The sequence below is a fragment of the Dehalococcoidia bacterium genome (genome assembly GCA_030648205.1).
GTDB lineage: Bacteria > Chloroflexota > Dehalococcoidia > JAUSIH01 > JAUSIH01 > JAUSIH01.
Map to the genome: position 1 here is coordinate 1 of JAUSIH010000113.1, position 23,114 is coordinate 23,114.

The 23,114-nt window shown below is 65.0% G+C and carries 22 protein-coding genes; 14 read left to right on the top strand and 8 right to left on the bottom strand.

Features of this window, described 5'->3' with window-relative positions; all coding sequences use genetic code 11:
- Window positions 1-399, top strand: a 399-nt coding sequence (locus Q7T26_12660) for an MBL fold metallo-hydrolase (GenBank protein MDO8532992.1), incomplete at its 5' end; no start/stop codon positions are given.
- Between the two features lie 4 nt (window positions 400-403).
- On the opposite strand, the gene Q7T26_12665 is transcribed toward Q7T26_12660, so the two are convergent.
- The 4 genes from Q7T26_12665 to Q7T26_12680 all read right to left on the bottom strand — a co-directional run bounded on the left by Q7T26_12665 (window position 404) and on the right by Q7T26_12680 (window position 3,567).
- Window positions 404-616 (bottom strand): DUF542 domain-containing protein, encoded by a 213-nt coding sequence (locus Q7T26_12665; protein ID MDO8532993.1) that lies wholly within the window; start codon window positions 614-616, stop codon window positions 404-406.
- A gap of 29 nt (window positions 617-645) precedes the next feature.
- Window positions 646-2,508, bottom strand: coding sequence for a DUF1858 domain-containing protein (locus tag Q7T26_12670; protein MDO8532994.1), 1,863 nt, complete (start codon window positions 2,506-2,508; stop codon window positions 646-648).
- A gap of 9 nt (window positions 2,509-2,517) precedes the next feature.
- Window positions 2,518-2,745 (bottom strand): DUF2249 domain-containing protein, encoded by a 228-nt coding sequence (locus Q7T26_12675; GenBank protein MDO8532995.1) that lies wholly within the window; start codon window positions 2,743-2,745, stop codon window positions 2,518-2,520.
- Window positions 2,746-2,889: 144 nt separating this feature from the next.
- Window positions 2,890-3,567, bottom strand: a complete 678-nt coding sequence (locus Q7T26_12680; GenBank protein MDO8532996.1) for a Crp/Fnr family transcriptional regulator — start codon at window positions 3,565-3,567, stop codon at window positions 2,890-2,892.
- Between the two features lie 296 nt (window positions 3,568-3,863).
- On the opposite strand from Q7T26_12680, the gene Q7T26_12685 reads away from it, so the two are divergent.
- The 13 genes from Q7T26_12685 (at window position 3,864) to Q7T26_12745 (ending at window position 20,372) form a co-directional block, all read left to right on the top strand.
- A complete protein-coding gene (locus Q7T26_12685) occupies window positions 3,864-4,739 on the top strand; it encodes a NotI family restriction endonuclease (GenBank protein MDO8532997.1) in 876 nt (291 codons plus the stop codon).
- A gap of 15 nt (window positions 4,740-4,754) precedes the next feature.
- Complete coding sequence (locus Q7T26_12690; GenBank protein MDO8532998.1) at window positions 4,755-5,627, top strand: DNA adenine methylase; 873 nt, start codon at window positions 4,755-4,757, stop codon at window positions 5,625-5,627.
- A gap of 119 nt (window positions 5,628-5,746) precedes the next feature.
- Window positions 5,747-7,693 carry a TIGR03960 family B12-binding radical SAM protein gene (locus tag Q7T26_12695; GenBank protein MDO8532999.1) on the top strand — a complete coding sequence of 649 codons (1,947 nt, stop codon included), beginning with the start codon at window positions 5,747-5,749 and terminating at the stop codon, window positions 7,691-7,693.
- A gap of 34 nt (window positions 7,694-7,727) precedes the next feature.
- Entirely contained in the window at window positions 7,728-8,972 is a 1,245-nt protein-coding gene (locus tag Q7T26_12700; GenBank protein MDO8533000.1) for an MFS transporter, read from the top strand.
- Window positions 8,973-9,024: 52 nt separating this feature from the next.
- Window positions 9,025-10,074, top strand: a complete 1,050-nt coding sequence (ruvB, locus tag Q7T26_12705) for a Holliday junction branch migration DNA helicase RuvB (protein ID MDO8533001.1) — start codon at window positions 9,025-9,027, stop codon at window positions 10,072-10,074.
- Window positions 10,075-10,137: 63 nt separating this feature from the next.
- On the top strand, window positions 10,138-11,019 hold the full coding sequence (locus Q7T26_12710; protein ID MDO8533002.1) for a uroporphyrinogen decarboxylase family protein: 882 nt from the start codon (window positions 10,138-10,140) through the stop codon (window positions 11,017-11,019).
- Window positions 11,020-11,214: 195 nt separating this feature from the next.
- Entirely contained in the window at window positions 11,215-12,252 is a 1,038-nt protein-coding gene (locus Q7T26_12715) for a D-2-hydroxyacid dehydrogenase (protein ID MDO8533003.1), read from the top strand.
- Entirely contained in the window at window positions 12,230-13,309 is a 1,080-nt protein-coding gene (locus Q7T26_12720) for a D-2-hydroxyacid dehydrogenase (protein ID MDO8533004.1), read from the top strand. Before Q7T26_12715 ends, Q7T26_12720 begins: the two co-directional genes overlap by 23 nt.
- A gap of 391 nt (window positions 13,310-13,700) precedes the next feature.
- Complete coding sequence (locus Q7T26_12725; protein MDO8533005.1) at window positions 13,701-14,468, top strand: enoyl-CoA hydratase-related protein; 768 nt, start codon at window positions 13,701-13,703, stop codon at window positions 14,466-14,468.
- A 37-nt stretch (window positions 14,469-14,505) separates the two neighbouring features.
- Window positions 14,506-15,372, top strand: a complete 867-nt coding sequence (locus Q7T26_12730) for a 3-hydroxybutyryl-CoA dehydrogenase (protein MDO8533006.1) — start codon at window positions 14,506-14,508, stop codon at window positions 15,370-15,372.
- 74 nt (window positions 15,373-15,446) lie between these two features.
- The gene (locus Q7T26_12735) at window positions 15,447-16,637 is read left to right on the top strand and encodes an acetyl-CoA C-acetyltransferase (protein MDO8533007.1); all 1,191 of its coding nucleotides are present in this window, start codon (window positions 15,447-15,449) and stop codon (window positions 16,635-16,637) included.
- Between the two features lie 236 nt (window positions 16,638-16,873).
- Window positions 16,874-18,583: an ABC transporter substrate-binding protein gene (locus tag Q7T26_12740; GenBank protein ID MDO8533008.1), complete on the top strand. Its 1,710-nt coding sequence runs from the start codon at window positions 16,874-16,876 to the stop codon at window positions 18,581-18,583.
- Window positions 18,584-19,190: 607 nt separating this feature from the next.
- Window positions 19,191-20,372 carry a CoA transferase gene (locus Q7T26_12745; GenBank protein MDO8533009.1) on the top strand — a complete coding sequence of 394 codons (1,182 nt, stop codon included), beginning with the start codon at window positions 19,191-19,193 and terminating at the stop codon, window positions 20,370-20,372.
- A gap of 45 nt (window positions 20,373-20,417) precedes the next feature.
- Here Q7T26_12745 and Q7T26_12750 read toward each other — a convergent pair whose 3' ends face one another.
- The 4 genes from Q7T26_12750 to Q7T26_12765 form a co-directional block, all read right to left on the bottom strand.
- Window positions 20,418-20,666 (bottom strand): hypothetical protein, encoded by a 249-nt coding sequence (locus tag Q7T26_12750; GenBank protein MDO8533010.1) that lies wholly within the window; start codon window positions 20,664-20,666, stop codon window positions 20,418-20,420.
- Between the two features lie 273 nt (window positions 20,667-20,939).
- Entirely contained in the window at window positions 20,940-21,140 is a 201-nt protein-coding gene (locus Q7T26_12755; protein ID MDO8533011.1) for a hypothetical protein, read from the bottom strand.
- A 63-nt stretch (window positions 21,141-21,203) separates the two neighbouring features.
- Window positions 21,204-21,518 carry a hypothetical protein gene (locus Q7T26_12760; GenBank protein ID MDO8533012.1) on the bottom strand — a complete coding sequence of 105 codons (315 nt, stop codon included), beginning with the start codon at window positions 21,516-21,518 and terminating at the stop codon, window positions 21,204-21,206.
- 41 nt (window positions 21,519-21,559) lie between these two features.
- Window positions 21,560-22,636, bottom strand: coding sequence for a hypothetical protein (locus Q7T26_12765; GenBank protein ID MDO8533013.1), 1,077 nt, complete (start codon window positions 22,634-22,636; stop codon window positions 21,560-21,562).
- Window positions 22,637-23,114 lie beyond the last annotated feature (478 nt).

Sequence of the window (23,114 nt, forward strand, 5' to 3'; positions counted from 1 at the left end):
CGATTGCTCAGGGGAGGGCAGGGCCTTGGCGGACTTCAAAAAGCGACTATCCCAGAACGTGGACGGGGAGTTCTTCGTGGACTCCAGGGCTACGAGCCATCGCGGGTGCACGCGGACTTCCTGGTCATCCCGACGCCCGGCCATACGGAGGGCCATTGTGTCCTGCTCTACCGCGACCGGTTCCTGTTCACCGGCGACCACCTGTGGTGGGACAGGGAGAGGGATCGGCTCGGCGCGTCTCAGGACGTGTGTTGGTACTCCTGGGACGAGCAGCGAAAATCCATGTCGCGGCTTCTGGGTTTCACCTCCAAATTGGTGATGCCCGGCCACGGCCAGCGGGTCAAGCTGCCCGCGGAGGAGATGGCGCGACACCTCGCGGCGCTGGCGCGGCGAATGTAGCCGCCTACGCGGCGGACGACGCCAGCGCCTTGCCCAACGTGTCCAGGGCTTTTTCCAGCGGGACATCGTGCGCCTTGGCCGCATCCTTCAGGCTCAGGGTCCCGCCGCAGCACAGGCAGATTCCTATGTTCTCCAGCGCCTTCAACGCCTGCGGGTAGTGGTGCACAATATCCTCGACTTTGGTCTCCGGCGTGATTCCCTGTGGCAGTTTCGCCATGTGAGTCTCCTTCCCATGTAGTGACAGGTTCAAGACTGAGTTGTGCCCGCGCTTTGCGCCGCCCGTCCGTCGCGCGCGGCGGCGACGTTCAGGTCGCGGAGCAGCGCGCCCGCGTCCACGCTGCGCATGCGGCACGCCTGTTCGACAGTGACGGTGGCGGCCAGGGCCTGCCGCATAGATTCATCGGCCAGAGGCGCGAAGCCGTGGTGCACGAACACGTCGAGCGTGCCGGGCCAGCGGTCCAGCACCTCGGCCACGAGCATGGCGGCGCTGACTGGGCCGGCGGGCGCCCGCGCGACAGGTTGAGTCAGGGGCTGCACAGTGAGCGTTAGAGGTGCTCGTCGCGCCGGAGTCGCCGTCGTCGCTTTGCTGCCAGCGCTATCCAGCGTCCGCCAGATGACGTAGGCGAAGAGCGCGAGGCCGGACAAGCCCAAGATGCCGGACAGACCGCGCATCGCCTCGGACAGCGGGGGCGAAACGAAGTAGAACAGGCCGAAGCCGACGCGAAGGCCCGTGCCCGCGATCGACAGGATGAAGATGGGCAGAAGCAGGCGCGGCGCGTGCAACCGTGTCCCCGAGAAGACGGGGACGACCCGGGACGCCATGCCGAAGATGGTGAGCGTGACGAAGCCCAGGCCCAGGGCGTGGCGCTGGGCATTCCCGCCGTAGAAGCCCGCTCCGCCGAGGCCCGCCAGCGACAGCACGGTGAACGTGGCGTCCAGCAGCGCGGCGACCATCAGCCACACATACGCGGCGCGCAGGAACTTGTCGTGGCCGCGCGACATGCCCGTCTCCTTCACCCACGGCTGGCTGGGCGAGAACACTCGAATGGCCAGCGCGAAGGTCACGAACGCGGCGACCTCCAGCGCGGCCCCCGCCGTCGCCAGGACGACGCTCGGCGCGCCTTCGCCCAGGGCCATGCCCGCCAGCCGTACGGCCAGCCCGCTGTTCAGGGCAAGGAACGCAAGATTGACGCCCCGTGCGTTCAGGGCGGGCAGGCCCAGGAACGTGGGCATGGTGCGGACCGACATGCCGAAGATGAACGAGACGATGAACCCGATGAAGTAGATGTGCAGCAGGAGGTCGTCGGCGGGACCGGGTATGTAGGACTGGCCGCTGGACGCCATCATGCCCAGGAGCGCCAAGTTGACGAGCGCGGCCACGCAGAGCCATGCGGCTCCAGCCAGCATGAACTTCTCGTAGATGTCGCGCGGCTGCAAACTGGAAACCACGGTGGCGCGAATGAGGGCCAGGAACAGCGCCGCGCCCGCCAGCTCCGAGAGGCCGGAGAGGAGCAAGAGCGCCGTACGGACGGGGCCGCCGCCAGGCATTGGCTGACCGGCCAGGCGGAGCGCCAGGCCCGCCAGTACGAGGCCGTAGGACAGGTAGGCCAGCCAGGGGCGTCGCAGGGATGTGGCCTTCATGCGCGGCACGGCGTGATAGGCGATGCCCATGATGAACAGGCCCACCCAGCCCAGTATCTGGGCGTGGCCGTGGACCTGCACGTGGGGCAGCCACCACGCGCCCAGCGTCCCGCCCAGCGCGGGGTAGAGGATGATGACCGTGCCCAGGCTGAAGCCCGCCGTCAGGGCGACGGCCAGAGACGTCTTGATGAAGAGCGGGAAGATGTCGTGGGGGCGCTTCGCGCTTGACGGGGGACTCGCTGGGGGGCGCGGGCGGCCCTCCGCTTCCGCGACGAACTCGTTCAGTTCGCGCAGGAGGACGTTCGGCTCCACCTTGTGGACGCGCGCGAAGAATGCGATTGGCTCCAGCGGCCCCCGCGGCCCGCCGCAGCCGCCGAGTCCGTGCCGCTCGAAGATGCGCTCCGCCTCCGGGTAGCGGCGCAGCGCCTCGCGGACGGACGTCTCGCCGGTCACGCGTTCGGTCGTCATGACCGGCCCCTAGTCGCCCTTCTCGCGGGAGAACACGACGCGCCAGTCGCCGTCGGGCGTCTGCTCCGCGTGATGCGAGAAGCCGCGCCGCTCCATGACCATGTAGAGAGGCGCGGGCTCGAACGGCGCGACAAGCTCCAGCGACTCGTCCGGGCCGAGGCCGTCAACGGTCTGCATGATGCGGGTGAACGGCTCCCTGCCCTGGCGCAGGTCGTCGCGGACATCCAGGATTGCCATAGCAGCCCTCCTTCCGCTATGTCGGAACACGGGGATACCCCGCGGGCGTCTGACTCGACGCTATCAGCATAATGTCAGGCGACGGCGGGCGCTGTGACAAAAGTCACCCGTGCGCGAGGTTGGGGGGTGGGAGGCGCGACGCGGTTACTTCGCGGCGTCGCTGAGCGCGTCGGCGAGGGCCTTGCGGTCGAGCACGCGGATATGCCCCTCCTCGCGCCGGATGGCCCCGGATTCCTCCAGGGAGCGGAGGGCGCGGGCGACCACCTCGCGGGCGGTGCCCACCATCGCGGCCAGGTCCTGCTGGGTGAGCCGCAGCGAGGGCTCCCGCTCCGGCGCCATCTCCGCGTAGGCGAGCAGCACCTTCGCCACGCGCCCTTCGACGTTCAGCAGCGAGAGGTCGGAGACGAGCGTCACGAGCATGCGCAGGCGTCCGGCGAGGATGCGCAGCATGCCCAGCGAGAAGGAGGGGTACTGCTCCACCAGCCGCAGCACGCTCTGCGTGGAGAGCACGCCGACGATGGTCGTCTCCATCGCCTCGACGTTCGCGGGGTTGGGGCCGGCGTCGAACGCGGGCACGTCGTTGAACGTCTCCGCGGGGCCCATGACGCGCAGCACCTGCTGGCGGCCCTCCGGCGACATGCGGAAGACCTTCACCCGCCCCATGATGACGAAGTAGAGGCCGTCGCCGGGGGTACCCTCGGTGAGGATGACCTGGCCGCGCGTGAGCGTGCGCTCCTGGACGAGCGACGCGACCTGCCGGAGCTGGGCGTCGTCCAGCTCCTTGAAGTAGGGTATGCTGCGCAGGAACGCGACCGCGACCATTCTCGGCTCCGTTGTGGTGAGTGCGGCCATTGTACCAGACGGCGCGGGAGGGCTGGCCGCGCGCGGCTTTGCGGGCACGACGGCGCGGGGGTATACTTGCGGCGGGGGAGTTGCGCGTGCGGTCGCGGCACAGCTAAGTGGCCGTTACCACGATTCTTGGAAGCTAGTGAAGAGATGACGGCGGAGCATAGTAATAGTAGCAGATAGAGCGAGGTCGCGACTTCAAGCTTGTCCCTCAGGGACCGAGACGCAGGGAATTACGCAGTTTATACTGTAGCCAAAGGAATATGCGACATATGCCTGAGCATCCACTCGCCGAGGTTTTTGGTTTCCCAATTACGAATGCGTCCAAAGAGGCTCAGAGGTACCGCAAACGTCGCCTATGCCCTTTCAATAACAAGGTTCCGAATTGTACCAAGGACAAGGCTAGCGACCCGCTAGGAGTTTGCAGCGTTTACAACGGCAAAGAGGTGGTGATTACTTGCCCCATAAGATTCCGCCAAGACTGGGTTATTGCAGAAGATGCGGCAGCCTTTTTCTTCCCTCACAACGCAAAGTGGACTTCACTTGTTGAAGTTCGTCTTGATGATAAGAATGGTGAATCCGCTGGCAATATTGACGTAGTCCTTGTCGCCCATGATGATAGAGGCCGGGTACTTGATTACGGGGCTTTAGAGGTTCAAGCAGTTTATATCTCAGGGAATGTACGTCGCCCATTTGAATACTTCATGGAAGATCCTATAAGTCGTGCAAACTTGATATGGCGAGGGAAGCCAAACTATCCACGTCCCGACTACTTGTCTTCGTCGCGTAAGCGATTGGCGCCGCAACTCATGTTCAAGGGCGGTATTCTTCATGCGTGGAATAGAAAGATGGCTGTAGCTCTAAATAAAGGCTTCTTCCAGACTCTGCCTGCCTTGCTTGAAGTCGAACCTGAGAAAGCAGATATTGCCTGGCTTGTCTATGATTTGCGTTATGAAGCTAGCGAGGATTCCTACATCCTTGAGAAGTACAAGACGAGTTACACCGAATTTGAAGCCTGTCTCGATCAGATCGCTAAGCCTGCAATTGGCGAGGAGCACGCCTTCATGGAACGCATTCAAGTCAAGCTTGATGAGAAACTCGACGACGGCGATTCCCCCGATAACCAGACTATCAACCTGGAGATATAGATAATCATGGTTCAAATGGCTCTCATTGCGAATCCACCTAGAAGGCGCGTAGTCAACGTGGCCTCTATACCTCAGAGGAGTCTGTTTCGCTATCCTGGTGGCAAGACTTGGCTTGTGCCATGGATTCGAATGTGGTTGAGTACCATGGCAAAAAAGCCACGTGAGCTTATTGAGCCTTTTGCTGGTGGGGGAATCGTTTCTCTTACCGCAGTATGCGAAGGTTTGGTCGAGGCCGCCACAATGGTTGAGATAGACGAGCAAGTTGCGAGTGTTTGGCAGACAATCCTAAGTGACGAATACGAATGGCTGGTAGACCGCATACTCACATTCGATGTAACATCTGAAACTGTCCAGGAAGAGCTAGCTAGACCTGCAGCCAATGTTCGAGAACGCGCATTTCAGACCTTGCTCAGAAACCGAGTGAATCATGGCGGCATTCTGGCTCCCGGCAGCGGGCTGCTCAGATATGGAGAGAATGGGAAAGGACTAAGATCACGCTGGTATCCGGAGACGCTTGCGAGGCGCATTCGTGCTATTCAACCGTATAGGAATCGACTCTTCTTTGTTCAGGGTGATGGACTTGCGTTCATGGTTGAGAAAGCTCCTCTACGGGGTGTGGTTTACTTTATTGACCCTCCATATACCGTGGCGGGCAAAAAGGCGGGTACTCGACTGTATGCTCATAATAACTTGGATCACGAGGCATTGTTCAATATCGCCCGGACGGTGGCGGGTGACTTTCTCATGACCTACGATAATGCTCAGGGTGTAGTCGAGCTTGCAGAGCGCTGTGGTTTTGACAGACAAGCCATAGCTATGAAGAATACGCACCATGCGGAAATGACCGAGCTATTAATAGGGCGTGATCTTAGCTGGGGGCGAATGTAACCGCCCAGGCGTCTCCCTATTCCGCGCTTTTTCCTCTGCTGCTATACTATCCCTTACTATCATTCCACACGCACCGGAGCGCTCGGAAGCACCACGCCCCGACCTCGGAGGCCAGGCCCATGACGGATACCCTCGCGCCCATGAGCCCGGAGACGCTGGACCGCATCCTCGCGCGCGTCCAGAAGCCCGCCCGCTACATCGGCGGCGAGTGGAACAGCGTCGTCCGCGACTGGGACGCGACGGACGTGCGCATGGCCATCTGCTATCCGGACGTGTACGAGGTCGGCATGTCCAACCTCGGCATCCTGATGCTGTACGACGAGGTGAACCGCGAGCCGCACTACCTGATGGAGCGCTTCTTCGCCCCTGGCGTTGACATGGCCGCTGAGCTGCGCCGCGCCAGCCTGCCCTACTTCAGCCTGGAGACCAAACACCCCCTCGGCGCGTTCGACGTCCTGGGCTTCTCCTACGGCGCGGAGATGACCTACACCAACACGCTGGAGTGCCTGGACGTGGCGGGCATCCCCGTGCTCGCCGCGGAGCGCACCGACGCGCACCCGCTCGTCATCGGCGGCGGCACGTGCATGGTGAACCCGGAGCCGATGTCGCCGTTCCTGGACGCCGTGTACGTCGGCGAGGGCGAGGAGGCCATCCTGGAGCTGCTCGCGGCGTACAGGGAGCTGAAGCTGGCGAACGGCGGCGAGCGCCCGCCACGCGCGGACGTGCTCAAGCGATGGGCCGCCATCCCCGGAGTGTATATCCCCACGTACTACCACACGGCCTACCGCGAGGACGGCGTCGTTGACCACGTCCAGCCCACCGTGCCGTGGGCGCCGAAGGTCGTCGAGAAGCGCACCGTCGCGAAGCTCCCGCCGCCGCTGACGCACCCGGTCGTCCCGCACCTGGAGGCCATCCACGACCGCGGCGGCGTCGAGGTCATGCGCGGCTGCACGCGCGGCTGCCGCTTCTGCCAGGCGGGCTACGTCTATCGCCCGGTGCGCGAGCGCCCGCCGGACGAGGTGGTGAATGCGGTGGGCGAGATCCTGCGCAACACGGGCTACGAGGAGATTTCGCTCCTGTCCCTGAGCACCGCCGACTATACGCATGTGCGCGAGGTGGTGGAGAAGATAGCCGACCGCTACCACAGCGAGCGCACCGTCATCTCGCTCCCCAGCCTGCGCATCGACGCCTTCTCCGTGGATCTGGCGGACACGCTGGCGAGGGCGCAGCTCAAACGCCAGGGCTTCACCTTCGCGCCGGAGGCGGGCAGCGAGAGGATGCGGCGCGTCATCAACAAGTATGTGCCAGAGGAGGTCATTCTGGAGGCGACCGCGCAGACGGCGCGACGGGGCTGGAACAAGCTGAAGTTCTACTTCATGGTGGGGCTGCCCACGGAGGAGATGGAGGACGTTCAGGCCATTGTGGACCTGGTCGGGAAGGTCTCCCTCCGCTATCAGCAGACCTGCGGGAAGCGCCCCCGCATCCGCGTGGGAGTGTCCACCTTCATTCCCAAGCCGCACACGCCCTTCCAGTGGCTCCCCCAGGACCGGCCCGACTCCCTGCGCCGAAAGCAGGAGCTTCTCCGGCGCGGCCTGCGAAAGGTCGGCGCCGACTTCTCGTGGGTGGACCCCGCGGAGGCGGCCATCGAAGGGCTGCTGTCCATGGGCGACCGCCGCGTCGGCGAGGTCATCTACCGCGCCTGGCGCAAGGGGTGTCGCTTCGACGCCTGGGGCGAGCACTTCCTCCTCGACAAGTGGCTGGAGGCGATTGCGGAGGTCGGCCTGTCGCTCGACTTCTACGTCTATCGCGAGAGGCCACTGGACGAGGTGCTGCCCTGGGCGCACGTCAGCGCGGGCGTCACGTATCCGTTCCTCCGCAAGGAGCACAAGAAGACCTTTGTCAGCGTGGACACGCCGGACTGCCGCAAGGAGCCGTGCCAGGTGTGCGGCTTCCAGACGCGGGACAACCTCTGCTCGCTGAAGTACAATGACTTGGTCGCCTTCGTCCGCGCGAGGAAGGCGGCGACCGAGGACGCGCACAAACTGGCGGGGGCAGCCGTCCCGTAAACTGACGCACCGCGCGGGAGCACTACAACACTTAATGCGCATCTTCTACGGCTGGTGGGTGCTGGCGGCGAGCGTCGTCATCACCGCCTTTGGCACTGGACCGCTCTTCTACGGCTTCGGTATCTTTTTTCCGTCCATTCAGCAGGAGTTCGGCTGGAGCCGCACCCTCATCGGGGGCGCGTATTCCGCCGCCACCATCTCCGGCGGCCTCGTCACGATAGTGGTCGGGTTCCTCATAGAAAAGCTCGGGCCGCGCAAGCTCATGCTCGTGGGCATCAGCGCCGCCGCGGTCGGGTACATGGCCCTGTCGCTCGTCCAGTCGCTGTGGATGTTCTACGCCGTGTACATCGTGCTGATCGCCGTGGGCATCTACGGGGGCGTGCAAAGCCCCACGGAAGTCGTGACGGCTTACTGGTTTGTCCGGCGCCGCGCAATGGCCCAGGGCATGCTCTCCTCGGCCATCGCCGTCGGGGGGATGACCATCTCGCCCCTGTTGGCGATGGCCATATTGGCGTACGGCTGGCGCAATGCCGCCCTCGCGGTGGGCGTTGTGATAGCCGTGTGCTGCATCCCCGCGGCGCTGCTGGTGCGTGACCGCCCGCAGCAGATGGGCCTTTCGCCGGACGGGGTGCCAGCGCCGGGCGACGGCCAGGCGGCGGCCACTCCCGCCTCGGTGCGGGCGACAGATATGACGGTGCGGCAGGCCCTGAGGACGCCTCAGTTCTGGCTGCTCTCCGTGGCCCTGGCGCTGAAGTTCATCGGCTCCGGCGCCGTCTTCGTCCATCTCATCCCGTACCTGGTTGACCGGGGCTTCGACCGGCAGACGGCGGCCAACCTGCTGGGGCTTCTGGCCCTGGTGAGCATATTCGGGCGCGTCCTGTTTGGCTATCTGGGCGACCGTGTGTCCAAGCGGATATTGCTGACCGTGACCATGTGTCTGGAGTGCCTGGGCGTCATTCTTCTTATGGGCGCAACGACTCTCTCGCAGGTCATCCTGGCCGTGGTGGTCTTCGCCCAAGGCATGGGCACCCTGCCGCTCATCCCGGCCATCCGCGCGGAATACTTCGGGCTGGGCAAATTCGCGGCGCTGTCCGGCATCATGTGGGGCATCTCCACGATGGGGTTGGTGGCGGGGCCTGTCGTAGCGGGGCTGAGCTTTGACATAACGGGCAGCTACACGAGCGCCTTCGCGCTGTTCATCGGCGCGTACGTGGTCGCCATCCTCATCAGCGCGCTCACGCCGCCGCCTCGCCGCGTGGCCGCGCTGGTGGGACGGTAGTAGCGCGGAATGCCTGTTCGGCGCGCCAGCCCTGGACTATAATGGAGCGCGTATGAAGCCACGCAAGCAGGAGCAGCCCGAGCGCGTCGTCGGTGGCCAGGCGGGCACGGAGGACGCGCCGCTGGACACCAGCCTGCGCCCCAAAAAGCTGGCCGATTTCGTCGGTCAGGAAAAGGTCATTGGCAACCTGCAGATCGCCATCGCCGCCGCCAGGAAGCGGGGCGAGCCGCTCGACCACATGCTGTTTTATGGCCCGCCGGGCCTGGGCAAGACCACGCTGGCCTACATCATCGCTGCCGAGATGGGCGTTAGCCTGCGCATCACGGCCGGCCCCTCGCTTCAGCGCGGCGGCGACCTCGCCGCCATCCTCACGAATTTGAAGGAGGACGACCTCCTGTTCATTGATGAGGTGCACCGGCTGGCCCCTCCGGTGGAGGAGGTCCTCTACCCGGCCATGGAGGACTTCGCCGTGGACATCGTCATCGGCAAGGGGCCGGGCGCGCGGAGCCTGCGGCTGAGCCTGCCGCGCTTCACCCTGGTGGGGGCGACGACGCGCTACGCCCTGCTCAGCCCGCCGCTGCGGGACCGATTCGGTGCGGTGTACCGCCTGGACTTCTACTCGCCGGAGGCCGTCCGGCTCATCCTGGAGCGCTCCGCGCGCATTCTGGGCATCGCCGCCGAGGACGATGGGCTGTGGGAGATCGCGCGGCGGGCGCGGGGGACGCCGCGCATCGCCAACCGCCTGCTGCGGCGCGTGCGCGACTTCGCCCAGGTGCTCGGCGACGGGGTCATATCCCGCAAGGCGGCGGTGGAGGCGCTGGAGCGGCTGGATGTGGACGAGAAGGGGCTGGACCTGACCGACCACAGGGTGCTGCGCACCATCATCGAAAAGTACAATGGTGGGCCGGTGGGCCTGGAGACCATCGCCGCCTCCATCAGCGAGGAGGCGGACACCATCATGGACGTGTACGAGCCGTACCTGATGCAGATGGGCTTTCTGGGCCGGACGCCGCGGGGCCGTGTGGCGACGCGGCTGGCCTACGAGCACCTCGGCCTGCCGTTCAAGGAGCAGGCCGGTACCCAGCAGGCTGGCCTGTTTTAGGGGGCGGCGTCCCGCAACAGAAAGGCAGCGCCAGATGTTTGACGCGCCGCCAGGCGCATCCTCATGACCATCCTCACCACTGTCATCGGCAGCTACCCCGTCGAAGGGCTTGCGCCAGAGGCCGCCCTGCGCCGCGCCGTGGCCGACCAGCTAGCTGCGGGTGTGGACCTCATCGCCGACGGCCAGGTCCGCGGCGATATGATTACCCGCTTCGCCTCGCGCATCCGGGGCTATGATGTCTCCTCCGGCCGGTTCGCCATCTTCCAGAAGCTGGAGGAATTTCCGGAGCCAATCACCCTGGCGGACACTCTGCTGGCGCGGGAGATGGCCGGGGACCGCGCCGAGGTGAAGGCTGTGCTCACGGGGCCGACGACGCTGGCCCTGGCGTCCACGGTGCAGCCCGGAGCGCACTACCTGGGCAACGACGACGCCGATTTGGTGCACGTACTGGCGGACATCGTCGCCAACGAGGCCGCGGCCCTGGCGGAGGCGGGCGTCCGCGTGGTGCAGGTGGACGAGCCAGCCTTCAGCGTGGGCGGGGCGGACATCGAACTGGGCATCCAATGCGTCAATCGCATCGCGATGGAGGCGCCGGTGGTCGTGCTGCACGTCTGCGGCGACGTGCGCCCCTTCTTCGACAGGTTGCTGCGCGCGGACGTGGCGGTGCTGGCCATTGAGGGCACGCGCGAAGACCTCCTGCCCCCGCTGGACCGCCGGACGATGGAGGCGGCGGGCAAGAAGCTGTGCCTGGGCTGCGTGGACTCGGCGAGCGAACGCGTGGAAAGCGTGGATGAGGTGCGGCGACGGATAGAGCGGTTTGCGGAGCGGGTCGGCGTGGAGAACCTCTGGGTTGCGCCCGACTGCGGCCTGCGTCTCCTCAGCAGGGAATCGGCCCTGGGGAAGCTCACGGCGCTGGTGGAGGGCGCACGCGCGCTGGCGGGCTAGTACTTAGCCATGCAATAAGCACGGCATGGAAAGTCGCTCATGGTGAGCCCGTCGAACCATGAGCGGGGCTGGGGCGAACCTGGTGTATGCGAACTTACGCAACCGAGCACTAGCGTGACGCTGGGGAGGGCAACCAGCTATCGCGTACTGGCTCATGTTGTTTGCAGCTTCGCGGGCTGCTATAATTCGCACGTCATGCGCTCCTCAACCTCGGCCAGCCCCGTGTCCGTTGTAGCGGCCTTTACCTACGGCCCGTGGTCCCTGGAAGCGCGCCACGTCCAGCAAATCCAGGCCATCTCGCCGTGGGTGCGCGCCACTGAAGCAAGTCAGCTTTTCGCTCGGGCGGCGCGCGGCGACACCGAGGCGGCGCGCGCCCTGGACCCTGTCCTGCTGGATGCGGAAGTCCTTTTCACGCGCTTCGTGCCGCGAGACCTTCTGCGCCGCGCGCCGAATCTGCGCTGGGTGCATGTCGGGACGGCGGGCGTGGACATAGCCCTCAAGGAGTCGCACGTCCTGGGCAGCGGCGTGACCGTCACGTGCTCCATCGGCATGCACGCGGTGCCGGTCAGCGAGTTCATTCTGAGTGGCGTGCTGGCGCTCAACAAGCGCGTGCCCGCCTTCTGGGCGGAGAAGGAGAAGCGCGTCTGGCGGCGCGCTGAGCGGGAGATGCCGGTGGTGCAGGGCGCCACGATGGGAATCGTCGGCTACGGCCAGATAGGGCGGGCGACGGCCCGTCTGGCGAAGGCGTTCCGCATGCGCGTCGTGGCGACGAAGCGCTCGTGCACCGCGCCGATGCGCGACGCGGACGGCGCGGACCTGCTGCTTCCGCCGTCGCACCTGCGCGAATTGCTGGCGGAGAGCGATTACGTGGTCATCTGCGCGCCTCTGACGCCGGAGACGGAGCGCCTCATCGGCGAGGCGGAGCTTCGCGCAATGAAGCCAACGGCGTGCCTGGTGAACATCGCGCGCGGACGCGTGGTGGACGAAGCTGCCCTTGTCCGCGCCTTGCGGGAGGGCCGTATCGCCGGCGCCGTGCTGGACGTCTTTGAGGATGAGCCTTTGCCCGCCGACAGCCCGCTTTGGGATATGCCCAACGTCATCTTCAGCCCGCATATAGCGGGCGGCAGCGAGCGCAACCCCGACCGCGCCACCGACCTCTTTTGCCGCAATCTGGCAAACTATCTGTCGGGACAACCGCTGGTGAACGTAGTTGACCCGGCGCGGGGGTATTGACATGCCCGCGTCGTCCGGCCACCGGCTCGTCGTCGCAATCGGCGTCCCCTACAGCGATGCGCTGCGTCAGGAGATAGCCAGGGAGGTAGCGCGGGTTGCGCCGCACGCCGAGGTGCGCGACATCGCCGCGCTGATACGCGAGGAGCGTCGGCTGCGGCGAGAGGGGTCGCAGGCCGAGGGTCTGGCAAAGGCGAAGGCCGATCTGGACAAGCACCTGGTCGATGTCAACATCTTGTTCACGCTGCCCGTCGTCCCGGACCTGCCGGCCCGCGCGCCGCGCCTGCGCTGGGTGCACTTCATCTCCGCGGGAGTGGACCACGTCATGACGCAGGAGCTTGTCCGCAGTCCTGTCCAGGTCACGGACTCCGGCGGCATCACATCGGCGGGCATGGCCGAGTACGCGCTGGGCGTGATGCTCCTCTTTGCCAAGCGCCTCTGGACCTACGAGCGGCAGAAGAGAAAGCGCGAATGGTGCAAGGAAGATGTCATCCCTGTGGAGCTGCACGGGCATACGGTGGGCATCCTGGGGGTGGGTGGTATCGGCCTTCAGGTCGCGCGTCTGGCGAAGGCCTTCGGCATGCGCGTCCTGGGCGTCCGGCGAGGGACGACGGCCCCTGAGACCGGCGTGGGCGACGTGGACGAGATGCTGTCGCCATCCGCCCTGCACGACATGCTGGGCCGGAGCGATTATGTGGTTATCGCCCTGCCCGCCACGAAAGACACGGAGCGCCTGTTCGGCGAGCGCGAGCTGCGGGCGATGAAGCCGTCCGCGTACCTGGTCAACGTCGGGCGCGGGAGCGTCGTGGACGAGCCTGCGCTTGTCCGCGCTCTGAAGGAAGGGTGGATAGCCGGCGCGGGGCTGGACGTGTTCTCGCGGGAGCCGCTCCCGCCGGAGAGCGAGCTGTGGGGCCTGCCGAACGTGTACATGACGCCCCACGTGTCCGGCAATCTGCTCGGCGTGGAGCCGCCCATCATGGCTCTGTTCTGCGACAATCTGCGCCGCTATCTGGTGGGCGAGCCGATGAAGAACCTTGTGAACAAAGAGGCGGGCTACTAGTGTAGTGCTCCCGAAGTTCGTTGCAAATGTCATTGCGAGCCCCGATGAAATCGGGGCGTGGCAATCTGGCTGCGGGGTGTACCCTTCCTCCAGATTGCTTCGTCCTCCGGCAAGCCGGAGTCCTCGCAATGACAATTCGTAAGCGTATTTCAGAAACAGGGCACTAGCAGGCTGTTTCGAAAGGAGAATCCAGTTCTTCCCTGGAAGAACTGGCGGGGGTCTGGGGGTGTCCTCCAGATACAATTTTTCACCCCCTTCCTGCTTAGGAAGGGGGTAGGGGGATGGTCAAAAAGGGTCTTTCATCACCCTTCTGGACAGCCTGTCCGAGCCACATAGAACCCCTCTTCCCTGGGACATGGATACAACTTGTGACTCCCGAAAGGAGGCTCGCATGGCCCTCACCTACGAGAAGAAGGATAGGGTCGCCATCTTCACCATCAACCGGCCTGACGCTTTTAACTCCCTTGACCCGGACACACTGGAAGAGTTCAGCAAGGCGCTGGTGGACTTCCGGGATGACGCCAATCTGTGGGTGGGCATCGTCACCGGCGCGGGCCAGAAAGCGTTCTGCGCCGGCGCCGACCTCACCAAGACCATACCGCGGATGCTCAACGCGCAGGAGCCGTGGCGTCCGCCCGCCACCATCATGCGGGAGATGGAGATATGGAAGCCCCTCATCGCAGCCGTGAACGGCGTCGCGCTGGGCGGCGGCTGCGAGCTGGCGTTGGCCTGTGACATTCGTATCGCCGCCGAGAACGCCACCTTCGGCCAGCCGGAGGTCAAGTGGTCTATCATCCCCGGATGGGGCGGGACGCAGCGTCTCCCCAGGCAGGTGCCGTACGCCAGGGCCGCGGAGATGGTGCTGATGGGCCGGAGCATCAAGGCGGAGGATGCCCTTCGCATCGGCGTGGTCAACGCCGTGGTGCCTCAGGACAAGCTGATGTCCACAGCGCTGGAGTGGGCGCGGGAGATATGCAACCAGGGGCCGCTGGCCGTCCGCGCGGCCAAGGAGGCGATGCTCCGTGGCATGGAAATGCCGCTGGAGGCGGGCCTGCGTCTGGAGCAGATGCTCTTCGATAACCTGCGGCATACCGCCGACGCGCGGGAAGGCCCCCGCGCCTTCGCCGAGAAGCGCAAGCCCGTCTTCAAGGGCGAGTAGGCCCATAGGACTGCTACTGAGGAGGTCGTGCTCAACCATGACTGGGAAGATTAAGAAGGTCGGCGTCGTCGGGTGCGGCATCATGGGCGGGGGCATCGCCCAGACGTGCATCGCCGCGGGCTATCCCACCGTCGTCCGCGAGGTGAACCAGCAGCTTCTGGACAAGGGGATGAACGCGGTGCGTTCCAACTTGGCCAAGGCCGTGGAGCGCGGCAAGATGACGGAGACCCAGAAGAGCGAGGCGCTGGCCCGGCTCACGGGCACAGTGCGATTCGAGGACTTCAAGGACTGCGACCTGGTCATAGAGGCCGCCATCGAGAACATCGAGGAGAAGCGCAAGGTGTTCTCGGCGCTGGACGGCGTCTGTCCCGCTCACGCCATTCTGGCCAGCAACACCTCGTCCCTGTGCATCGCGGAGATGGCGGCGGCCACCAAACGCTCGGACAGAGTGGTCGGCATGCACTTCTTCAACCCGGTGCCGGCGATGAAGATGGCGGAGGTGGTGCGCGGCATCGCCTCCAGCGACGAGACCATCGCCTCGGCCAGGGCCTTCGTCGAGTCCCTGGGCAAGACGGTCGTCATGGCCAAGGACACGCCAGGGTTCATCGTCAACCGGCTGCTGGTGCCGTATCTGCTGGACGCGGTGCGGGTGCTGGAGAGCGGCGTGGGAAGCAAAGAGGAGATTGACCAGGGCATGGTGCTGGGCTGCGGCCACCCTATGGGGCCGCTTACGCTCATAGACCTCCTGGGTCTGGACACCACCTACTACATCGCCCAGGCCATGTACCAGGAGTTCGGCGAGACGCGGTTCGCGCCGCCGGTCCTGCTCAAGCGCATGGTGCTCTCCGGTCGCTTGGGCCGCAAGACGGGCAGGGGGTTTTACGACTACACGCAACAGAAGTAAACGAAAGATAGGCCGCGCGGATTGCCCGCGGCTTTGCTCGGGCGGCTCTCGGAAGGACGAACAAAGGAGGCGATATGAGTGCAAGCGATGATATTGTCATTGTCAGCGGCACGCGGACGGCCGTAGGCCGGTTCGGCGGCGGATTCAAGGACCTTCCCGCGCCGCGGCTCGGCGCCGTGGCCATCAAGGAGGCGATCCGGCGCGCGAAGCTGGAGCCGCGCGATGTGGACCACGTGGTGATGGGGTGCACGCTTCAGATAGCGGATACCATCAACGTGGCGCGGCAGGCGGCGATCTACGCGGGCGTGCCCGTGGAGGTGCCCGCCTTCACAGTCAACCGGCTCTGCGGCTCCGGCGTGGAGGCCATTCACAGCGCCGCGCGGATGGTTGCGACGGGCGACGCGGAAGTCGTCGTCGCGGGCGGCGTGGAGAACATGAGCCGGATGCCGTACATCCTGCGCAACGCGCGCTGGGGCTATCGCATGGGCGACGGCGTCCTTGAAGACAGCATGGCCGCCGGAGTGCTCCAGTGCCCCATTAACGACTACCACATGGGCGTCACTGCCGAGAATGTGGCGACGAAATACGGGGTCAACAGGGAAGACCAGGACAAGTTCGCTCTGGAGAGCCAGAAGCGTGCGGTGGCCGCCATCAAGGGTGGCCTGTTCAAGGAGCAGATTGTGCCGGTCCACATCCCGCAGTCCAAGGGGGAGGCCGTGACTGTGGACACGGATGAACACCCGCGTGCCGACACGACCCTGGAGAAGTTGGCGAAGCTCACGCCGGCCTTCAAGCAGGGGGGGACGGTGACGGCGGGGAACTCGTCCGGCCTCAACGACGGCGCGGCCGCCGTCGTTGTGATGTCGCGGCGCACGGCCCAGGAGAAGGGGCTGGAGCCGTTGTTGACTCTGCGCGGGCGCGCCGTGGCGGGCGTGGACCCGGCGTACATGGGCATCGGGCCGGCGCAGGCCGTGCCCAGGGCCATGAAGAGGGCGGGGCTGCGCGTTCAGGACATGGACCTCATCGAGTTAAACGAGGCGTTCGCCGCTCAGGCCGTCGCCGTCATGCGCGAGTTGAACATGGACTCCGCCAGGACCAACGTCAACGGCGGGGCTATCGCCCTGGGACATCCCCTGGGCGCCACCGGCGCAGTCCTGGTGGTCAAGCTTATGTATGAGATGGCCCGCCGCCACTCCCGCTACGGACTGGTCACGGCGTGCATTGGCGGGGGCATGGGCATCGCGTCCATCTTCGAGCGCGCGTAGGGCGACGGGGCGCTGCGGGCCCAGTCGGTCCGGTGAGACCCCTGTCCGCGGTTCCCAGCATGTCTCACACAGACATGCTGGGAACCGCTATTGTCCGTTACGTTGACACACCCATATCCCATTGGTATACTCTCGCACACAGCATGCGCGGCTCTCATGGGCTATGTGGTGGTCGTTCCCGCGAGGGAACAGAAAGAAAGGGAGGAGCCTTTATGAAGCAACGTAGGAAAGTTTGGATGGTTCCCGCGGTTTTCCTTGCCGCCTTGGCAATGTTAATAGCAAGCTGTGCCCCTGCGGCGCAGCCTGCCCCGGCGGCTCCGGCTCCGTCCGCGCCAGCGCCGTCCGCTCCCGCGCCCTCGTCTCCGCGGCCCGCGGCGCCGCAGCCTTCGGCGCCCGCTCCCTCAGCGCCCTCGCCGAGTGCGCCGGCGGCCACCGCCACGCCCGGCCCGCGCGCCGGCGGTGTGCTGACCATGGTGGTCGCCAACGATCCGGCGAGCTTTGACCTGCACCAGGACACCATCCCCGCGAACATTATCGCCAACCCCGCCTACAACCGAGTGGTGCAGTACTCCCCTGTGAACGGCATGGACATCGTCCCGGACCTGGCGGAGAGCTGGAGCGTGAGCAAGGATGGACTCACCTACACGTTCAAGGTCCGCCAGGGCGTGAAGTTCCACAATGGAGCGCCGCTGACAGCGGATGATATTGCGTTCACGCTGCAACGCGTGACCACGCCACCAAAGGGCCTCACCTCGGTGATCAGCTCCTTCGTCGCGCCTGCCACCGAAAAGATCGAAGTCGTGGACGCCAGCACCGTGCAGGTCAAGCTGAAATTCCCCTTCGCGCCGCTCCTGTCCGCTTACGCCATGGACACCGTGCCTGTGTACTCCAAGGCGTGGGTCCAGGACAAGGGCGACATGAAGACGACCATCATGGGCACGGGCCCATTCAAGTACAAGTTCTTCACGCCGTCCGTGAGCGCTGCAATGGAGCGCAATCCAGACTACTGGGTGAAGGGTCGCCCGTACTTGGATGGCACCCAGGTCTTCATTGTGAAGGACGCGAACACGCGCGTCGCCGCTCTGCGCACCGGCAAGGCCCGCATGGGCGCGCGCGGCACATCGGCCTTGTCGCCGAGCCAGATGGAGACGATCAAGAAGGAGGTCCCGCAGGCCCAAATATTCCCGATCGCTAGTTCCCTAGGCAGCGCGGCGTTCTTCAACACGCGCGTCGCGCCGCTAAGTGACGTGCGCGTGCGCAAGGCGTTCCATCTGGCCATTGACCGGCAGGCCGCCATCAAGGTTGTGGCGGAAGGCGCGGGCACGCCGAGCCGCTTTTTCCCGCTGGAGGGCTGGGGCATTCCGGAAAAGGAGCTCTTGACCATGCCCGGCTTCCGGGCGGACAAGTCCGCCGACATCGCCGAGGCGAAGAAGCTGCTTGCCGACGCCGGTTTCCCGAATGGTCTGTCGCTCACCCTCTACTCTCGCCAGAACCAGGCGACGCGCAACAGCGCCATCTTCATGACCGACCAACTCACCGCCGTGGGTATTCAGGCAAAGGTGGAAGTCCTGGAGGACACGGTCTTCTGGGACAAGGGCTACACCAAGTCCTTCCAGGTCATGGTGTTCACGCCCGCCGCGCTCATAGCCGACCCCGTGTGGTTTGGGCGCTACTATTTCCCCGGAGGAAGTTTCAACTTCACGGGCAATGAGGCCGACAAGAAGCTGTCCGACATGTGGACCAAACAAGCGCAGATTTTGGACCCCACGGAGCGGCACGCGGTCATCCGCGCCGTGGACGAATACGCGTGGAACGAGAGCGTGTCTTCCGTACCACTTGTCATCTTCAACACCTTCGTGGTGGCGTGGCCCGAGGTCAAGGGCCTCGTGCGGGGTGCGACGGACTACGCCACGAACAACTTGCAGGAGATATGGCTGGCGCAGTAGCGCAAGTCGCTGGGCGCAGTGGGCGGGGGTTGCATCGCGCTCTACTGGTGGCGGTTGCCGCCCTCTCTCCACTGTTGACGCTATAGTGTCGTGCTTCCAATAATTCGTTACGGAAGGGGTTCGTCTGGAATCTCCGACACGAGGGAGCCAGAGGGGGCAGACCCCCGTAGCCTGTCCCTTCGGCAGGCTCAGGGCGAGCTCTGAGCGAAGTCGAAGGAACGGGGGCACTGGGGGTGACCCCCAGTATCCCTCATTCCCCTTCCTCGGAGAAGGAAGGGGAACTAAAGGGGATGGTTCCCTGGGTGAAAGACCAGGAACCATGCAAAGGCGATTAACGCCGTGGGCCGCCGTGCGCGCGCGCTGCGGCGAGCGCACGGCGTTGCAGAGTCTCGCAGGTAACGAGATTTCGAAAGCACTACAATAGCACCTCATGGAGAATGACACCGCCGTTCGGCTGGAGTCGCCGAATGGCTGCATTCCCTGGGTTGCGACTAACAAGCCGGGATGGGTGGACGCGCAAAGTCCAGGGGCGCGCCCGCGTTCCTTTTCAGGCGCCCTGGCTCGCTCCACATGTGACCCACCCACATTGAGTAACGAGGTGTGAACGTTGGCACTGCCGCTTGAGGGGATCCGCGTCATAGATTCGTCCCAGATATTCGCCGGGCCGGGCGCCGCCATGTACCTGGGCGACCAGGGCGCTGACGTCATCAAGATAGAGCCGCCGGGCGGCGACCCCTGCCGAGGGCTTCACACGTCGGAGCGCCTGGGCAACATGAGCAAGCCTTGGCTGATCATCAACCGCAATAAGCGGAGCATTGTGGTGGACATCCGCACGCCCGACGGGCGGGAGATTGTCCACAGGCTGGTGGGCACCTCGGACGTGTTCATTCATAACTATCGTCTGGGCGTGGACAAGCGTCTGGGCGTGGACTACGAGACGCTCTCGCGGCTGAATCCCCGGCTCGTCTACCTGCACGTGACGGGCTTCGGGAAGAAGGGGCCGTTCGCGCACACCCCGGCCTACGACCTGGCGGTGCAGGCGCGTGCGGGCATCCTGGGGGCGCGGCGCCTGGCGGACGGCACGCCCATCGGCTCCCCCATCATGGTGTCAGACCTGGCCGGAGCCATGCTGCTGGCCTATGGAGTGACACTGGCCCTTTTCCAGCGCACGCGGACGGGCCGGGGCCAGACGGTGGAAAGCTCTCTGCTCAACATCTCCCTGGCGATGCAGAGCTATCAGCTTGTCCAGGTGGAAGGGGAGAATACGCCGCTGCCGGGAAGCCTGCCCAACGCTCTCTACTCGCCCTACAAGGCCGCCGATAACGAGTGGCTGATGTTCGTGTGCATTACGGACGCCCAGTGGCACGGCCTGTGCCGGATCACGGGGCTGGAGCATCTGGGCGAAGACCCCGCGTTCGACACCTACATGAAGCGCCTCTTGCTTTCGCCCGAGCTGCAACCCGTGCTGGACGCCGTGTTCGCGACGAAGCCCCGGGCCGAATGGCTGAATCTGCTGCAGGAGGCTGAAATCCCGTCATCTCCCATTCAGAGCAGGGAAGAGGTCTTTGCCGACCCACAGGTCTTGGCAAACGACATGATAACGACGTACCGTCATCCCGTGGTGGGCAACGTGAAATTCCTCAATGTGCCTCTGGAGCTTGACGGGATTCGCGGCACCCTGCGCCGTCCCGCGCCGACGCTGGGACAGCACACGGACGAGGTCATGGCGGAGATGGGCTTCAGCCCGGCGGAGGTCAAGCGGATGCGCGCGGCCAAGGTGGTGGCCTAGCGGCAACGGGGCCGCCCCGCGGCGAATTCGTTCCCCCGCGCGACCTCAGGCTGCCTTGCGGCCTGACAGGCCCGCCGCCAGGATGAACGAGCGGGACTTCCCCCGAGCGATGCTGGTGAGCAAGCCTTGCTCCTCCAAATGGACAATGGTCCACGCCACCTGGGATGTCCGGATTCCGAGGGCGCGGCACAGGACGGGCAGCGTTGCGGAGCGGTTGGCCCGCAGGTACTCAATGATCTTGGTCTCGGTACTTGTCCGTTCAATTGTCTCGACGTGTTGCATGCGTATTGCCATATGAGTGCTTTGGTTATCCTCCCGTATTTGTGACATATATCACATAGTAATGCCAGTATAGCCCGTTTTGCGACGTTGCGCAAGGACTGGTGGGCACAGAGGCGGGCTTCATGAGCATGGCCGGGTGCATTGCGTGGAGTGGGGGAGGGCTGGCCGTGGGCCTGAGCACATTGCGTGGAGTCGCGGCACGTCTGAAAGAAGCAGGAGTGAAGGCGGCATACACATGCCGCCTTCACTCCTGCGGCGCGGGTGCGTTGCTCAACGAGAAGGGCGTTACTGAGCTGGCTTGGCGATGGGCTTGCTGGCCAGGAGGCCCAGTATCTCCGGCAGCGCCCGCTCCGCCCGCTCGGCGATCACCTCAGGCGTGTCCTGCGGCTTCGCCTGTGGCATCACCACAATCGGCAGGTTGCGGTAGCCCAGGGACGCGGCCTGCTGCCGGGCTGCCTGCGCAAAGGAGTCGTGCGAGATGGTCACCTGAGGGATGCCGCGCTTCTGAAACTCGATGCCGTCGCGTACCGCGGCGGATGTGCAGGAGCCTCAGCTACAGGTCCCGTTGATGACCACGTCCGCCTGGGCGGCTATCTCCTCCAGCATCTCTTTGGGCGCGACGCGCGAGAGGTTGGGCTTGGTGCGCCAGACGACTCCCTTGAGCTTGTAGCGCTTCTCCAGTGTGGACTTGATGGTCTCGAAGAAGGGGTCGCGGCCGTTGGCGGCGCCGCTCACCGCGCTCCCGTGGTGGTTCAGCAGGCCCAGCACCTTGCCGTTCAGGTCGTCCACCTTTGGCGCCAGATTGGCTATCTTGGCCAGGCCCTTGAAGTCCACCGTGGGGTCAAGCACGACAAAGTTTGCCATTGTGTCCTCCTTAGACTCGCTCCGCGTCTGTCCGCGGATTTCTACGCGCTCTTCTTCGGCAGCGGCACGGGCCGCGCGACGGCCATCCCGCCCATGAGGCCCCAGCCGGGGCACCAGGCGGTGAACCAGTGCGCCGCGGTGCCGCCCGCAACCGCCAGGTGCAGGTCGGACGGGTCCGCCACGACGGGCACGCGCGTCTCATCGTTCTTCTGGTCCACCCACTTGGGCCAGCCCGGGTTGCCGACCGAGGGGTCGAAGTTGTAGAACCCCCGCTTCAGGTCGCCCAGGCGGCGCCGCGCGTTGTCGAACAGGAAATTACGGATGTCCGATTTGGTCCAGCCGGCGGCGGCCACCTTCTGGGCCACCTTGGGGCCTATGACCAGCAGCCCCTGCCCGCCGTTAGCGTACTGGATGTTGTTGCCGCCCATCCGGCAGATGGTGTCGGCCCATGTGTAGAGCGTGGACTGCGCGTCGCCGAGCGTCAGCATGCCGTGGGGCGACTCCACGCCGATGACGACCACGCCGCTCTCGGAGGTCAGCCCGAAGTCCTTGTGGAACGGCGGCCACGGGTTTTCCTCGATGTTCTCCGCCACGCAGAAGGTGTACCGACCGGGGTGGCTCAGGGGCGCCTTGGCGTTGAGGTTGGGATAGGAGCCGCCGAGATTCCACAGGATGAGCCGAATGGCGCGTCCGATGGTGGCGTTGGGCCGCCCCTGGCCGAACACGGCGTCGGCGTAGTTGAATCCCAACTCCTTGACGATAGGCCCGGACACGACGGTGAGCGGCTCGTTGGCGTGGGTTGTCGTCTCCACTCCGTACAGGTTGAAGCGCTCGTCCAGCATGGCGTCCAGGGCCGCCAGCACCACGGGGAAATAGGACGGCTTGCACCCGGCCATCACGCACTGGATGGCCAGCTTCTCGATGGTCGCCTCGCCGTTCTGTGGCGGCACGAGTCCCACCACCTCGTCCGGCTTGCGGCCCGCGTGGTCAAGCATGGCCTCAACGCGCTCGGGCGTGGGCGGGCAGACGGGCAGGCCGTCCGTCCAGTTCTTTTCAAAAGCCAGCTCGATGAAGTCCCAGGCATCCTTGAACTCATGCGTGCGTGAGGCCAGGGCCATAGTCGCTCTCCTTCACGGGAATGGCCCATTATAGGAACACCCACGCCGGGGTGTCAACGGAAGCAGGCGCTGGGGCCCGCCGTGAGCCGGGGAGATTCCTCGTCCTTCCGCCGAAGGACTCGGAATGACAGCCATGATTTGTCACCCCGAGCGGAGCGAGGGGTCTCTCCCGCGGGAGGTCTCCGGAGAGATTCCTCGTCCTGACTCATGCAGACTCTTCGCTGCGCCAGGGCAATCGCGTCTAATTCCTTCTATGGACACGGCAAACCACAAAGGGGGCGTCCCTTCGTCTCTCCGGCGAAAAGCCTGCCCCGGCGAAGGCCGTGGGCCGGAGCCCAGGGACGCAAGCTCGCCTGCAACCGGCGACGCTCGCGTCCTGCTTCGGAAACGCGCTCCCTATTCCATGTCATACCGGCGGAAGCCGGTATCCAGAGAAGCGCCGGGGAACGCTGGATTCCGGCCCCGTATCAGGTACGGG